The following is a 14,504-nucleotide window of genomic DNA, read 5'->3' as shown; positions in this document are numbered from 1 at the left end:
TCAACGGCAAGCAGCAAAGAATTCGCCTTACCGTCTTCCGGCACAGCACAGGTGCCGCGTCAGTTGTTCCCCTCCGCGTCGTGCGTGCATCTTCAGCTTCCTCTGATTGCATCAAGCCGCAGTAAGTCCTCCGCACCAACTCCCCTCGACACGCGATTAAAATGTGGGTTTAACGACCGACGACCGCTTGCCTGTTCCTGCTGCCAGGCGTTCCGGTCGTAGCCTACTTGAGCGCTCGATGAACGACGATCAGCTTCTCCGCTATTCCCGACACATCCTCGTCGATGAAATCGGCATTGAAGCGCAACAACGCTTTCTCGATGCACACGCCATCATCATCGGTGCGGGTGGGCTCGGGTCTCCTGCCGCGATGTATCTGGCGGCGGCGGGCGTTGGCGAGATCACGCTGGTCGATGCCGATTCCGTCGACCTCACCAATCTCCAGCGCCAGATCCTGCATGTGAGCGCATCGGTGGGTGAACCGAAGGTGGAGTCGGCCCGCGCTACGCTCGCCGCCCTGAACCCAGGGGTGAAGGTGAACACAGCCGCCGTTCGCGCCGATGCAACCTGGCTCGACGCCCACGTCCCACACGCTACCGTCGTCCTCGATTGCACCGATAACTTCGCCACCCGCCACGCGATCAACGCGGCCTGTTTTGCCCACGGCATCCCACTTGTCTCCGGCGCGGCGCTGCGCTTCGACGGCCAGATCAGCACCTTCGACTTCCGCTCCGCCGAATCGCCCTGCTACGCATGCGTGTTCCCGCCGGACGAAACGTTCGAGGAAGTCGCATGCTCGACCATGGGTGTTTTCTCGCCGACGGTTGGCATTATCGGAACGATGCAGGCAGCCGAGGCGTTACGCGTGATTGGCGGATTCGGTACGACGCTGCAAGGGCGCCTCATGATGCTCGACTCGTTGCGCATGGAATGGAACACGATGCGCATCGCACGACAGGCCGACTGCCCGGTTTGCGGAACGCACGCACGGAAATAGTCTGTTCAAGGGCGATGACCGCGCCATGCCAAAGCCCTATCAACTTGCCACGCGAACGTCGATTCACGTCGCTGTCTCAAATTTAAGAGTTCTCCAATTTTCCTAAGCGCCGGGCCGGCCTATCTTGGCCACTACGCTTTTGACGCCATTGGAGAAACACATGAACGAGACCGAAACCCGGCACACGCAACGCGGCAGGACCGAAACCGAATTTGCTAAACCCGGCGTCCCGGTGCTGGCAGGACCCGAAGGCATCCTCTACGATTTCAATTACGGTTGCCGAGTGCTAGTGTCTGTAGACGGCTGGCGCGTCCGGATGACCGACCTGGACACATTCAATGTCCTGCTGGACGAAACCGTCGAAGCCAACGCGGTGATCACCAGCAGGCGCAAGTATTTTGTGCGTTTCCTGCTGGAAGTCTTTGATGGCCCGCGGCTCGTGTTCTCCCACGCTTTCGACGCCACGAACCGAAAAATTCGATTGCGCATGAGCCCCTTGGCGCTGGGTGATTCGCTTGCATGGCTGCCGATCATTGATGCATTCCGCGAACAACATCAATGCAAGTTGTATATGCCGCTAGGCGAGCATTTGCAGCCGCTTTTTCGCGACGGTTATCCGCATTTGCATATCGCAACAGACGCCGAACTCGATAACCGGAATGACGCGTACTACGCCACGTATTATCTCGGCCTGCTAAAGCCATTCTCGGAACGCGATCATCAGCCCACCGATCCGCGCGTGAGCAACATGCAGGACATGATGGCGTATCTGCTGGGCGTGCCGTGTGAGGAGCGCAGGCCGAATGTGGTTATCGCGGATAAAACCCGCACGATTGCCGAACGTTATGTATGCATCGCGACCCAATCCACTGCGCAATGCAAGTACTGGAACAATCCGCGCGGGTGGCCAACGCTGATCGAGTATCTGAAAACGCTGGGTTATAGAGTGTTATGCATTGACCGCGACAAACAGTATGGGAACGCGGACCACATGAACACCATGCCGGAAGGCGCCGAGGACTTCACCGGCAACCGGCCGTTGCAGGAACGCATGAGCCTGCTGCATCACGCGGATTTTTTTATCGGATTGGGAAGTGGACTGTCGTGGCTTGCATGGGCGGCCGGCACGCCCGTGGTCATGATCAGCGGCTTCTCGCATCCGTCGACCGAGTTCCGCACGCCGTATCGCGTGATCAATTTTCACGGCTGCAATAGCTGCTTCAACGACACAACCACCGAGTTCGATGCCCAGAATTTCGGCTGGTGTCCCCGCCGCGCCGACAAGCCGCAACCGTTTCAATGTACGGCGGTCATCACCCCGGAGTTCGTGATGCGCGTCGTCGATAAACTCATCGCCGAGCGCGGCCTCGCTCAGACCTTCTGAAGCACCGCCAGCGAGGCGAGCAACTCCGCGGGTTCATACGCGGCGAGCACGTCCGCTACCGGCTTTTGCAATGCCTTGAGGTCGGCCCGCAGGATCTCCTGCTTGACCACGAGCAACTGGCTTGGGTGCATCGAAAACTCGGTGAGGCCCATGCCGAGCAACAAGCGCGTCACGGAAGGATCACCGGCCATTTCACCGCATACGGAAACAGGGACGCCTGCGGCTTTCGCTTCGCGCAACGTGAACGCGATCAAGTGCAAAACCGCGGGATGCAACGGGTCATAAAGATGCGCGACGGCGTTATCCGCGCGATCGATTGCAAGCGTGTACTGGATCAGGTCGTTGGTCCCGATCGACAGGAAATCCAGCCGCTTCAGGAACAGCCGCACGGCAATCGCCGCCGCCGGAATCTCGATCATCGCGCCGACCTGAATGTTGCGATCGTAGTCAATACCCGCGTCGTCAAGCTGACGCTTCGCTTCGTGGATCAGGTCGAGCGTCTGGTCAATTTCTTGCGCATGCGCGAGCATGGGAATCAGGATCTTCGCGCGGCCGAACGCCGATGCCCGCAAGATAGCCCGCAATTGCGTCATGAACATCTGCGGCTCGGACAGGCTCCAGCGGATCGCCCGCAGACCCAGCGCCGGGTTCTGCGCCGTCTCGTAACCGTCGCCGCTGCTCATGGACTCAAGCGGCTTGTCCGCACCCACGTCGATCGTGCGAATAGTGACCGGCCGGCCCTTCATCAGCTCGATCGCGCGCCGGTAGGCCTCGAATTGTTCTTCCTCTTCCGGCAGTTCGTCCTTGTGATTCATGAACAGGAACTCGCTGCGAAACAGGCCCACGCCCATTGCGCCGGCGTCGAGCGCCGTCTTGGCGTCGTCGGGTAATTCGATGTTCGCGCACAAGTCGATCTTGGTGCCGTCCAACGTTTGCGTCGGCGAGAACTTGAGGCGCTGCAGCTTGCGCTGCTCAAGCACCTTTTCGCTCTGCCGATACGAATATTCTTCCAGCACGATCGGCGCCGGATCGACGATCACAATGCCGTGATCTCCATCGACGATGATCAGGTCGTTCTGCCGGATCAGCGCACTCGCCTGCTGCACACCGACCGATGCGGGAATGCCGAGGCTACGCGCCACGATAGCCGTATGCGACGTACGGCCACCGAGATCCGTCACGAAACCCTTGAACGCCTGGGTCTTGAACTGCAGCATGTCGGCGGGCGCGATGTCGTGGGCGACCACGATCATGTCGTTGTGGCCGTTGGTCGCCGCGCCATCCACGACGAGCGTAGCGGTGGACGGTGCACCGGCCAGCGCCTTCAGCACGCGCTCAACGACTTGCTGGATATCGGCCTTGCGCTCGCGCAAATATTCGTCTTCGATATCGTCAAAATGGCGGCTCAGGATTTCAAGCTGCTCGGTCAGCGCCCACTCCACGTTATAGCGGCGCGTTCGGACGAGATCGATGGTTTCGTGAACGAGCATGGCGTCGTTCAGGATCATGGAGTGGACGTTGATAAACGCGCCCATCTCGCTGGGGGCATCCGCAGCCAGATCGTCGCGCAATGCATCCAGCTCCGCATGCACCTGCGCTTGCGCTGCGTGAAAGCGTTCAATTTCACTGTCGATGCGATCCGGTTCGACCAGATAGTGATCGACATCGAGTGCAGCCGCCGCGATCAGATACGCGCGGCCGATGGCGATACCGCGCGAAACGGGAATTCCATGCAGCGTGAACGACACGCGCACCTCTCTCTAGTTATGGGTGGCTCACGGTTTTGTCGACCACCGGCTGGCGATGCGAGTCCGCGCACCATTATAAATTCGAACGCGATTCGGCACTCTTTGCAGTGCAGCAAGTTTCTGTCACAAAATGACGCAGGTTATTGCACTGTGTGTCAGTCCACGGACACAAAAAAGCCGCGTCAATGCGCGGCTTCTTCTCAGTCATGCAGGCAGGACAACGTCATTGTCCTTCGCCAAATTTATCTGCGATAAGCGCGAGGATGCCCTTCATCGCTTCGGCTTCGTCGGAGCCTTCGGTTTCGATCGTCACCGTGCTGCCGATTCCCGCCGCGAGCATCATCACGCCCATGATACTTTTCGCATTGATCCGACGGCCGTTGCGGCTCATCCAGATCTCGCATTGAAAGTTTCCCGCCAGTTGTGTGAGCTTGGCCGAGGCACGCGCGTGCAGCCCCAGTTTGTTCACGATAGTTGTTTCCTGTTGCAGCATGATGCTCCGGGCGCTAGATGAGAGGGCTGACGCGATGCAGCTGATTCAATGCTTTTTAACGGTCTTCTTAACGTGCAGCCAGCCTGCTTCCAGCGGTGCAACTCAACCCAAGCGCAACTCAGTGACTTGCCACTTTGGCGGGCATGCAACTGGTTGCGGCGGCGCCGACAGCGCAATTAGCTGCGGCTGCCGCTGCGGCAGTGGCCATTGCGCAAGGATTGGCAGGCGTCGAGGCATCGAGTTCCTGAATGCCCTTCGATCCGCCCTGCAGCGACTTTTCAGCCAGCGTGTCCAGCGGCGTGGTCCTGTAGCAGACTGCGCGCACGAGCATAGGCAGATTGACGCCGGCGAGCACGCGAACGCTGCTGCTTGCCAGGCTCTGCGCGATATTCGCAGGCGTTGCGCCGAACACGTCCGTGAGGACGATCGCACCGTTTTCTTCCTTCAGACGGTCGATTTCGGAGCGCGCAAACGCTCGGACTTCCACGGGATCGCAATCCGGCTTCACATCGATCACACCAATGCGAGCGGGCAAACCGCCGTAAATGTGGGTAATGCACTCACGTAACGCCGAAGCGAACGGAGCGTGCGCAATAATTAGAATGCCAGCCATGTCAGAGTGTGCTGCCCCAAAACGACGAGATGCGTCGGAAATTGTGGGAACTTGCTGTTATATATGCCAATTGCGTGCTGCAAAATTGCGAAACATTGCGAAACGCGAATGCAACATCGATCCGGGTGCAGAAACGTCAACAAGCCCAATACCTAAGCTTAGTCGGATTTCGCACGCTATGCGCAGCGTAATGCGCTGCAGCAAGTTTCCACTTTCAATTTCGGGGCCGGATCGCGCCACGAAACGAATCTTATGAGGGGGAGATTGTAACAGTCTGGGAGAAATCAACGGGCCGACCGCCTTGTTCGACAGCCCCCTCTAATTTCTCGCTTCCTGTTCGTCGCCAAATTGATTGCTAAGCTGCTTGCTAAGCTGCTTGCTAAGCTGATTTCTAAGCTGCGGCCGCTCGTTCCAATGCATCGATAAACATGCCGGCTACATCGAACCCTGTCTGGTCCATGATTTCGCGGAAGCACGTCGGGCTAGTCACATTCACTTCGGTCAGATAGTCGCCGATGGCATCGAGTCCGACCAGCAGCAAGCCACGTGCGAAGAGCGTCTGTCCCAGCGTTTCCGCGATTCGGCGATCGTTTTCCGTGAGCGGTTGCGCAACGCCCAATCCGCCCGCAGCCAGATTGCCGCGCACTTCGTTGCCTTGTGGAATCCGTGCAAGCGAATACGGTACCGGTTGTCCGCCGATCAGCAAGATACGTTTGTCGCCATCGACAATTTGCGGGATGAACTTCTGCGCCATGACGCTACGCGCGCCGTTATCGCTGAGCATTTCCACAATCGTGCCGAGGTTCATGCCGTCAGCTTTTACGCGAAACACGCCCATGCCGCCCATGCCATCAAGAGGCTTGAGGATCACGTCACCGTGTTCAGCATGGAATGCACGCAGACGCGCGGCATCGCGGGTCACCAGCGTGGGCACGACAAACTCCGGCCACTCGCCAATCGCCAGTTTCTCGGAGTGATCGCGAATAGAACTCGGCTTGTTGAAGACGCGCGCGCCGGTCCGTTCGGCCATTTCCAGGAGCCACGTGGACGTAACATATTCCATGTCGAACGGCGGGTCTTTGCGCATCAGGACCGCGCCGAAATGCTTGAGATCGAGTAGTTCCGGTGCGGCGGCTTCGTACCATGGCAAGCGCGCGGAATCCGCTTCGTCGCCGACGATGGTCACGCGCTGGACCGTCCCTTCCACCTTCGTGCCGACCCAGGCCAGATGCTGCGGCTCGCACGCGTAGATTGTGTGTCCGCGACGCGCGGCTTCGGCCATCATCGCGTAGGTCGTGTCTTTGTAGATCTTGAAATGATCAAGCGGATCGGCGATAAAAAGGATGTCCATAAGCGTCCAGAGCGGCCGTTCGGCCTTGATTTGATCAGTGTGAATGCGCGTTGCTGCCAGTCGGGCAATACGCGATTTTTAACACGTCGCGCGGCTTCGCGCCTGAAGTGCAAAACGGCCGCAACTTTGTGCGGCCGTCGTGATGGGGTGAAGCTTAGACCTGAATGGCTTCGGGATCGGTTTTTTCCAGTTCCACCGATGCCGCGAGCAACCCCAGCCGCGCCACCACGCCATACATATAGAAGCGGTTCGGCGGCGCGGCACCGGGCTTCGCATGAGCGTCCGGCAAAGCCGTGTGTTCGAAGCCGAGCGGCACGAAATGCATGCCCGGCGCGTTGAGGTTCTGGTCGCGGTCACGAGAATCATGCACACGATAAAACCCGCCCACCACATACCGGTCGATCATGTAGACCACCGGCTCGGCGACCGCATTTTCCACGCGCTCGAACGTATGCACGCCCTCCTGCACGATCACGTCGTGGACTTCGAGCCCCTCCTTCGCGTCGTTCATCTTCACGCGCTCGCGTTTGGTCAGCGCGGCGACTTCCGACGCGTCGTGCACCGTCATGACGCCTTTGCCGTAAGTGCCGGCATCGGCTTTGATCACGACGTACGGTTTCTCGCTGATTCCATACTCGCGATACTTCTTCGCAATCTTCTTCAACACGCCGTCGATGGCATCCGCCAGCGCTTCCTCACCGGTACGCGCCTCGTAATCCACGCCTTCCACATGCGCGAAATACGGGTTGATCATCCACGGATCGATCTCGACGAGCTTCGAAAACTTCTTCGCAACATCGTCATAACAGGAGAAGTGATTCGACTTGCGGCGCACCGCCCAGCCCGCGTGCAGCGGCGGCAGAAGATATTGCTCGTGCAGGTTTTCCAGCACGGGCGGAATGCCACCGGACAGGTCGTTGTTCAACAGGATCGAGCAGGGATCGAAGTTTTTCAGGCCCAGCCGGCGCGGCGTGCGTTCAAGCGGTTCCAGGACGATCTTCTGTCCGTCGGCGAGCGCGATGGTGACCGGTCCGTGAATGTTTTCGTCGAGCGTGCCGAAGCGGATATTCAGCCCGGCCTGACGCATGATGGTCGCGAGCCGCGCGACGTTCTCGAGATAAAACGCGTTGCGTGTATGGCGCTCGGGGATCACGAGCAGGTTCTTCGCGTCCGGGCAGATCTTTTCGATCGACGCCATCGCGGCTTGGACGGCAAGCGGCAACACTTCGACCGGCAGGTTGTTGAAGCCGCCGGGGAACAGGTTGGTATCGACCGGGGCGAGCTTGAAACCAGCGTTGCGCAGGTCGACCGAGCAATAGAACGGCGGGGTGTGTTCTTGCCACTCCAGCCGAAACCAGCGTTCGATGGACGGCGTCGCGTCGAGTATCTTCCGCTCGAGATCGAGCAAAGGGCCGTTTAAAGCCGTAACGAGGTGCGGAACCATTGATGACTCGCGGACTTAAGAGGAAAGATTGTAGAACAAACGCCTCACGTATTTGGGTATGAACTCCCTTTTCCCAAGCCTATTCGCACGGTTCGTGCCGCTGTTTGCACCAATCTCGCCAGCCAGAAACCGTTCCCTCGCACAAAAACGGGACAAAACACGGACAAAAACCCCAGGCAAAAAAATACCCGCCGTTAAGGGGCGGGCAAAACGCTGCGCTTGTCTCGGAGCCGTACTGCACTAAATTGCGCTCGACTATGGGGATGATGCCGCGGCCTCTCGCGCCGGGCATCGCCCCAAACGGAAAAACTTCTTATTCGACGTGTTCGCCATGCAACGTCACGTCGAGGCCTTCACGTTCCTCTTCTTCCGTGACACGCAGACCCATGACCATGTCGATAACCTTCAGCAAGATGAAGCTGACCACGCCGCTGTAGACCAGCGTGGTGAGTACGCCCTTGGCTTGCAGCAAGATGCTGCCGTCCGCGCCGCCAATATCCTTGACCGCGAAGATGCCAGTCAGGAGCGCGCCGAGAATACCGCCTACGCCGTGAACGCCGAATGCGTCGAGCGAATCGTCGTAGCCGAGCTTCGTCTTGAGCCACGTTGCCGACCAGAAGCAGACCACGCCAGCCGCAATACCGATCACGATTGCACCGGTCACGCCGACATAACCCGAAGCCGGCGTAATGGCCACCAGACCTGCCACCGCGCCCGAGATAATGCCGAGCACCGAAGGCTTACCCTTGGCCAGCCATTCAGCAAACATCCAGCCGAACGCGGCAAATGCGGTAGCGATTTGCGTCGTGAGCATCGCGAAACCGGCACGGCCATCAGCCGCCACTGCCGAACCCGCGTTGAAGCCGAACCAGCCGACCCACAGCATGGAAGCACCGATCAGCGAAAGCACGAGGTTGTGGGGCGCCATGACTTCGCGGCCATAACCGACCCGCTTGCCCAGCACCAGACAGCACACCAGACCTGCGATACCGGCGTTGATGTGAACCACCGTGCCGCCTGCGAAGTCCAGGATGCCGGCAGCCGACAACCAGCCAGTCGGTTCCCAGACCATGTGCGCGATCGGCGAGTAGACGATGATCGTCCACAGTCCCATGAAGACCAGCATCGCGGAGAACTTCATCCGGTCAGCGAACGCACCGGCGATGAGCGCCGGGGTGATGATCGCGAACGTCATCTGGTAGACGAAGTAGACCGATTCCGGAATCGTCGGAGCCAGATGGCTGACGGTCAGGGTGGTCGCCTTGTCGCCGTGGATGTAGTTCATGCCGTGCAGGAACACCCGCGAGAAGCCGCCGATGAACGCGTTACCCGGCGTGAACGCAAGGCTGTAGCCCACCACGGTCCAGAGGATCGTAACCAGGCAGCAGATAGCGAAGCTCTGCATCACGGTCGCGAGCACGTTCTTCTTGCGGACCATGCCCGCGTAGAAAAGCGCGAGGCCCGGGATCGTCATGAACAGCACGAGGGCGGTCGAAGTCAGCATCCAGGCGGTATCGCCGGAATTGATCTTCGATGAATCAACAGAGAACGGTTCCGTCGGTGCGGCGGGTGCGGCTGCGGCGTCGGATGCGCCCGAAGCCGGTGCGGCCGCCGATGCTGCCTCAGCGCCCGAAGCCAGGGCGGTGTTCGCGCTGACTGGGGAGGCTGCATCGGGGGCGCTGGCAGGTGCTGCCGCGGTGTCTGAAGCTGCGGCGGATGCAGCCGCTGGCGCGGATGCATCCTGCGCCATCACGGTGCCGGCGCTGACTCCCAGCAGCGACCCCGCCATCAACAAGGACATCAATAATTTACGCATTCTTCTGTTTCCTCTTATCGCCGTGTCTTTTTTTAGAGAGCGTCCGCGCCGGTTTCACCGGTACGAATACGAATGACTTGTTCAATCGGGGTGACGAAGATCTTGCCGTCGCCGATCTTGCCTGTGCGGGCCGCACGCTCGACCGCTTCGATCGCCTGGTCGACGATGTCGTCGGAGACCGCCGCTTCGATCTTCACTTTCGGCAGGAAATCGACCACGTATTCGGCGCCGCGATACAGCTCCGTGTGGCCCTTCTGGCGGCCGAAGCCTTTTACCTCGGTCACGGTGATGCCCGAGACGCCAATAGCCGACAACGCTTCGCGTGCTTCGTCGAGCTTGAACGGCTTGATGATTGCGGTAATGAGCTTCATTTATCCCTCGCTGTGTGTCGAACAGAGTTGGCGCTTGAGCGCTTTAATCTGGTCCCGTGCCTGATCCCTCGTTTGTCTCATGTCCGCCGCGAGCGGCGTCCGTTGCGCCACGCCGCATTGCCAACCGCCCGGAAAAGCGCGCACGGACAAGGCCCGGGGCACATATGCAACTCGTATGCCATGCGCGTGTCGATGACCTGTCGAACCGGCTCGAATGGCATGTGATGCGTGGGGTAGACCGGATGGCCAGCATCGCCTGCGTTCGCTGGCGCGCACCGTAGATCGTTGCTAGAGTGCTCGCAAGGTTCAGGCAAGCAGGTGTGTTCCAAAGCGCAGGATCGTGCCGCGCGGGAGTGTTGCGGTGCTCGCGGTCCGCTGGAGCACGCACCAAAATGGATCATCCGGTTTGCCGGAGCACTGAGCTAACAATGAATGCACTTTTATGGTGCGCAAGAGGAAAAACGTATGAAACAACCGAACGACGTATTCAATGACTTCCAGGCCAAGATGAGCGAACTGCTGAAGAATTCGCCGGCAAAGGACATTGAACGGAACATGAAAGCCATGCTGTCCCAGGGTTTTTCGAAGCTGGATCTGGTGACGCGTGAAGAATTCGATACCCAAACGCAAGTGCTCGTGCGAACGCGCGCCCGGCTCGAGGAACTGGAGCAACGCGTCGCGAAACTGGAAGCGAAACTGGGCGGCGGACCGGCCTCGAGTTCGTCCACTGTCCAGGACTGACGTCCAGATGTTCTAAAGCGTGTCATCGGCTAAGCGAGCCGTGATGTTGGGTCATTAAGCCGGCGCCTCGAATTAGCGGGGTAACGGCAGCGGGGAAAAAATCATGTCGCTTGCCGTGGTGCGCAGCCGCGCGCCCGCCCCTGGGCGCGCGCCCGAGGTGACCGTCGAGGTTCATCTCGCCAATGGATTGCCTTCTTTTTCAATCGTCGGCTTGCCCGATCTCGAAGTACGTGAAAGCCGCGAGCGGGTGCGCGCCGCACTCCAGAACTGCGGTTTCGATTTCCCCGTTCGCCGTATCACCGTCAATCTCGCGCCCGCCGACCTCCCGAAGGAATCCGGCCGCTTCGACCTGCCAATTGCATTGGGCATTCTTGCGGCGAGCGGCCAGATTCCAGCCGAGGCGCTGCTGCATCGCGAGTTCGCAGGGGAGTTGTCGCTTACCGGTGCGCTCCGGCCGATGCGCGGCGCGTTCGCCATGGCCTGCGGCGCTGCACGGCAATATGCGCGCGCCGGATCGGCGCTCGACGGCGTGTCCATGCGCGAGTCCGATCCCCGCATGCCGGAAATCTATCTGCCTCTGGGGAGTGCTGCGGAAGCGGCGCTATTGCCGGGTATCGACGTATTCGGTGCGGCTGATCTGCCCGCTTTGTGTGCACACCTCAGTGGTTCGGTCGATGGCCGTCTTACACCGGTCCGCGGCGCGGCGCCCGATTCCCCGCTGCGCAGGCGCGCGCCGTTGCCCGATCTTGTCGATGTGATCGGCCATCCCGGCGCACGCCGCGCGCTCGAAGTGGCGGCAGCGGGTGGGCATCATCTGCTGATGGTCGGGCCGCCCGGCGCGGGTAAGTCAATGCTCGCCGCCCGGCTGCCCAGCCTTCTTCCGCCCATGACCGATGACGAAGCGTTGTCGTCGGCGGCCATTCTCTCGGCCAGCATGCTCGGATTTTCGCCCTCGCAATGGCGCCAGCGACCGTTTCGCGCGCCGCATCATTCGTCGAGTTCCGTTGCGCTGGTCGGTGGGCGCAATCCGCCGCAACCCGGCGAAATCACGCTGGCGCATCTCGGCGTGCTGTTCCTCGATGAACTGCCCGAATTCGACCGGAAAGTACTTGAGACGCTGCGCGAACCGCTAGAGGCCGGGCGCATCACCATTTCGCGCGCCGCGCATCAGGCCGATTTTCCGGCGGCGTGTCAATTGGTCGCAGCCATGAATCCCTGCCCGTGCGGTTGGCGTGGCGACCCGAACGGCCGCTGCCGGTGCACGCCCGACGTTGCCACGCGTTATCTGCGTAAATTATCCGGGCCGCTGCTCGATCGCATCGATATACAGATCGAATTGCCCGCCTTGTCGCCAGCGGAATTGTCCGGGAGGAGCGCATCCGTTGGTGAGACCAGCGCGATCGTTGCACGCCGTGTGGCCGACGCGCGCGACCGGCAACTCGACCGCCAGGGAAAGACGAACCGCGAGCTGGACGGACGCGAAGTGGACGCCGTCTGCCAGCTCGATGCCACCGGAGAGGGCCTGCTCAGGGAAGCCGGTGAACGTTTCGGCTGGTCGGCACGGGCGTATTACCGCGTTTTGAAAGTGACGCGTACGATCGCCGACCTCGCGGCGGCCGATTCGCCCACCGTGACTCACCTCGCGGAAGCCATTCAGTATCGACGGGCATTTACGACCTCATAGACCACCACCGGAATCGCGACCGTCCATAAAAAGAAAAATCGGCTGTCAAGACTTGACTTATGCACATTGCATCGTTCTTTGTTTCTCTAACATCTGATCAAACACTCATTTTGGCAATGATCGTCAGACCTTTGATTTTATTGGCTATTTTCGACTGCACTGAATCAAGGCAAAGTAAGGAAAGCCGCGACGGGCGGGCACTTTGGGACGCCGCCGCGATGTTTTCCACAAAGTTATCCACAGCCTCTGTGGATAGTTCAAAAAACTGAGATAAATCCTAGTTTTAGCGGTAAATGCTTGTGCGATTTCTCAGGCTTGAAACGTTTGCTGCGCGTCGATCATTTTGAGAAATATCGGCGAACGAATGGATGCGCTTGGGGTAAATGCTTAAAAAAGTTTGAACGAGGAAAAAAACTGGTCGGTTTGATCGGGCGGCGGAGCCTTGGTTGAGACGATTGCGACCTGGTAAGCGTGCATCCCTTTGGCAATGAAACGCGCCCGGATCTGGCGCGTCTCGCTCTTCTGGCCATTCGTGGCCGCCTCGCTCGCGTTGCTCGTCCCGCTGACGGTGATTTCCGTGCCGGACAACCGCCCGCCTGCCGCAACATCGATATCAACCGGGTGCACAGCGGGCGCGGCGTTGAGATTGCGCGCCAATCCTTGCTGAAGAAAATCAAGCGCAGCGCGCTGGGTCGCGGGGTCGGCGTCAGGCAAGTCAACCGTACCGACGGCGAATACCGCGTCGGCCGCCTCGGCCATCTGCATCTTCATGTGCATCGGCTTGCCGGCGACGTCGATATCGCGGGCGTCGGAGCGCGGCTTCGCGGGGAAGGTAACTTCGTACGCGTCGTCGTTGTTCTGGATCGTGCGCCAGTCGTAGGCCGGTGTGCAGGCCAGCAGCGAAGCGGCGATGAACAAAAGCGTGGTGGTTGAAGCGGCTGATTTGAACAACGTGCGCCGGGACGCCACGGCAATATGGGGAAAAGCGCGTTTCGAAGCGAGTGGGAAAGATCGGATCATGAGAAAAGCTGCAAGGAAAAACGCGATTATCCGCTGCGGGTGCAGAAACCGTTGACAGCACGTTTCGCACCAGAGTGCGCGGCCCCCACAGCAAACGGCCCGCGGCACACCTCACGCAGAACGCCTTTTCAAGATTAGGGCTAAAATGCGGACCATCCAGTCACGCTGGCGTTGTGGCGAATTAGCCAAGCACGAACCGAGTACAAACCGAGCGCGCTCGAGGTTTCCATGTCAGAGAATTCACAGGTTTCGCCGGGGCGAAGCAAGAGCCCGCTGCGCTATATCTTGATGGCGGTTGTCGCCGGCGTGATTGCGTGCACCGGCTATTTCGCGTTCGGCGGTCAGCAACGTGTTCCGGACGCCACGTTCACGCTGTTGTCGGGCCAGAAGATTTCGACATCGACGGATCTCAAGGGCAAGGTCTACCTGATCAACTTCTGGGCGACCGATTGCGAAACTTGCATGAAAGAGATGCCGGCCATGGTCGACACCTATAACCGCTTCAAGGGCCGCGGCCTGGAATTCGTCGCGGTGGCAATGAAATACGACGCCCCGATGTACGTGACCAACTACGCGCAAACGCGCAACCTGCCGTTCAAGGTTGCAATGGACGACGGCAGCGCCGCCAAGCAGTTCGGCAATGTGCAATTGACGCCGACTACGTTTGTCGTGGATAAAGACGGCAAGATCTTGAAGCGTTACGTCGGCGAGCCGACGTTCGCGGAACTCGATGCGCTTCTCGACAAAGCACTGAACGCAGCCTAAGCCGGTTCGGCTTGACGCGTTACTCCATTCAAAAGCAAAACGCCCGCCGATTCATTCGGCGGGCGTTTTGCTTTTTG

General features: G+C 59.6%; 13 protein-coding genes. 5 read left to right on the top strand and 8 right to left on the bottom strand.

Annotated features, from left to right (window positions below):
• Nucleotides 1-238 precede the first annotated feature (238 nt).
• Nucleotides 239-997, top strand: coding sequence for a molybdopterin-synthase adenylyltransferase MoeB (locus GSQ93_RS18655; protein ID WP_158937136.1), 759 nt, complete (start codon nucleotides 239-241; stop codon nucleotides 995-997).
• A gap of 160 nt (nucleotides 998-1,157) precedes the next feature.
• A complete protein-coding gene (locus tag GSQ93_RS18650) occupies nucleotides 1,158-2,381 on the top strand; it encodes an autotransporter strand-loop-strand O-heptosyltransferase (protein ID WP_158937135.1) in 1,224 nt (407 codons plus the stop codon).
• Here the strand turns inward: GSQ93_RS18650 and ptsP are convergent.
• The 7 genes from ptsP to GSQ93_RS18615 form a co-directional block, all read right to left on the bottom strand.
• Nucleotides 2,369-4,129, bottom strand: a complete 1,761-nt coding sequence (gene ptsP, locus GSQ93_RS18645) for a phosphoenolpyruvate--protein phosphotransferase (protein ID WP_174254647.1) — start codon at nucleotides 4,127-4,129, stop codon at nucleotides 2,369-2,371. The two genes, GSQ93_RS18650 and ptsP, sit on opposite strands and share 13 nt — an antisense overlap.
• Before the next feature lie 223 nt (nucleotides 4,130-4,352).
• Entirely contained in the window at nucleotides 4,353-4,622 is a 270-nt protein-coding gene (locus GSQ93_RS18640) for an HPr family phosphocarrier protein (protein ID WP_031364349.1), read from the bottom strand.
• Between the two features lie 118 nt (nucleotides 4,623-4,740).
• On the bottom strand, nucleotides 4,741-5,235 hold the full coding sequence (locus tag GSQ93_RS18635) for a PTS sugar transporter subunit IIA (RefSeq protein WP_158937133.1): 495 nt from the start codon (nucleotides 5,233-5,235) through the stop codon (nucleotides 4,741-4,743).
• 391 nt (nucleotides 5,236-5,626) lie between these two features.
• Nucleotides 5,627-6,586, bottom strand: coding sequence for a glutathione synthase (gshB, locus tag GSQ93_RS18630; RefSeq protein ID WP_158937132.1), 960 nt, complete (start codon nucleotides 6,584-6,586; stop codon nucleotides 5,627-5,629).
• Nucleotides 6,587-6,740: 154 nt separating this feature from the next.
• Nucleotides 6,741-8,030 carry a glutamate--cysteine ligase gene (gene gshA / locus GSQ93_RS18625; RefSeq protein WP_158937131.1) on the bottom strand — a complete coding sequence of 430 codons (1,290 nt, stop codon included), beginning with the start codon at nucleotides 8,028-8,030 and terminating at the stop codon, nucleotides 6,741-6,743.
• A 313-nt stretch (nucleotides 8,031-8,343) separates the two neighbouring features.
• The gene (locus GSQ93_RS18620; protein ID WP_158937130.1) at nucleotides 8,344-9,846 is read right to left on the bottom strand and encodes an ammonium transporter; all 1,503 of its coding nucleotides are present in this window, start codon (nucleotides 9,844-9,846) and stop codon (nucleotides 8,344-8,346) included.
• Nucleotides 9,847-9,878: 32 nt separating this feature from the next.
• Complete coding sequence (locus GSQ93_RS18615) at nucleotides 9,879-10,217, bottom strand: P-II family nitrogen regulator (protein WP_031364354.1); 339 nt, start codon at nucleotides 10,215-10,217, stop codon at nucleotides 9,879-9,881.
• Between the two features lie 465 nt (nucleotides 10,218-10,682).
• Here GSQ93_RS18615 and GSQ93_RS18610 point away from each other — a divergent pair, with 465 nt between their 5' ends.
• The gene (locus GSQ93_RS18610; protein ID WP_158937129.1) at nucleotides 10,683-10,958 is read left to right on the top strand and encodes an accessory factor UbiK family protein; all 276 of its coding nucleotides are present in this window, start codon (nucleotides 10,683-10,685) and stop codon (nucleotides 10,956-10,958) included.
• Nucleotides 10,959-11,061: 103 nt separating this feature from the next.
• A complete protein-coding gene (locus tag GSQ93_RS18605; RefSeq protein ID WP_158937128.1) occupies nucleotides 11,062-12,642 on the top strand; it encodes a YifB family Mg chelatase-like AAA ATPase in 1,581 nt (526 codons plus the stop codon).
• Nucleotides 12,643-13,029: 387 nt separating this feature from the next.
• Here GSQ93_RS18605 and GSQ93_RS18600 read toward each other — a convergent pair whose 3' ends face one another.
• Nucleotides 13,030-13,662 (bottom strand): hypothetical protein, encoded by a 633-nt coding sequence (locus GSQ93_RS18600; protein WP_254073933.1) that lies wholly within the window; start codon nucleotides 13,660-13,662, stop codon nucleotides 13,030-13,032.
• Nucleotides 13,663-13,890: 228 nt separating this feature from the next.
• On the opposite strand from GSQ93_RS18600, the gene GSQ93_RS18595 reads away from it, so the two are divergent.
• Nucleotides 13,891-14,427, top strand: a complete 537-nt coding sequence (locus GSQ93_RS18595; protein WP_158937127.1) for a peroxiredoxin — start codon at nucleotides 13,891-13,893, stop codon at nucleotides 14,425-14,427.
• Nucleotides 14,428-14,504: the final 77 nt, after the last annotated feature.

This window comes from Burkholderia sp. S171 (assembly GCF_009766085.1).
In the GTDB taxonomy this organism is placed as follows: domain Bacteria; phylum Pseudomonadota; class Gammaproteobacteria; order Burkholderiales; family Burkholderiaceae; genus Caballeronia.
This window is presented reverse-complemented; position numbering and strand designations above follow the sequence as displayed.

Excerpts from the sequence above, each read along its gene's own strand:
- GSQ93_RS18635 (WP_158937133.1), bottom strand. The coding sequence starts at position 5,235 with ATGGCTGGCATTCTAATTATTGCGCACGCTCCGTTCGCTTCGGCGTTA.
- GSQ93_RS18610 (WP_158937129.1), top strand. The coding sequence starts at position 10,683 with ATGAAACAACCGAACGACGTATTCAATGACTTCCAGGCCAAGATGAGC.
- GSQ93_RS18655 (WP_158937136.1), top strand. The coding sequence starts at position 239 with ATGAACGACGATCAGCTTCTCCGCTATTCCCGACACATCCTCGTCGAT.
- GSQ93_RS18615 (WP_031364354.1), bottom strand. The coding sequence starts at position 10,217 with ATGAAGCTCATTACCGCAATCATCAAGCCGTTCAAGCTCGACGAAGCA.
- GSQ93_RS18595 (WP_158937127.1), top strand. The coding sequence starts at position 13,891 with ATGTCAGAGAATTCACAGGTTTCGCCGGGGCGAAGCAAGAGCCCGCTG.
- gshA (WP_158937131.1), bottom strand. The coding sequence starts at position 8,030 with ATGGTTCCGCACCTCGTTACGGCTTTAAACGGCCCTTTGCTCGATCTC.
- GSQ93_RS18640 (WP_031364349.1), bottom strand. The coding sequence starts at position 4,622 with ATGCTGCAACAGGAAACAACTATCGTGAACAAACTGGGGCTGCACGCG.
- GSQ93_RS18600 (WP_254073933.1), bottom strand. The coding sequence starts at position 13,662 with ATGATCCGATCTTTCCCACTCGCTTCGAAACGCGCTTTTCCCCATATT.
- gshB (WP_158937132.1), bottom strand. The coding sequence starts at position 6,586 with ATGGACATCCTTTTTATCGCCGATCCGCTTGATCATTTCAAGATCTAC.
- GSQ93_RS18605 (WP_158937128.1), top strand. The coding sequence starts at position 11,062 with ATGTCGCTTGCCGTGGTGCGCAGCCGCGCGCCCGCCCCTGGGCGCGCG.
- GSQ93_RS18650 (WP_158937135.1), top strand. The coding sequence starts at position 1,158 with ATGAACGAGACCGAAACCCGGCACACGCAACGCGGCAGGACCGAAACC.
- GSQ93_RS18620 (WP_158937130.1), bottom strand. The coding sequence starts at position 9,846 with ATGCGTAAATTATTGATGTCCTTGTTGATGGCGGGGTCGCTGCTGGGA.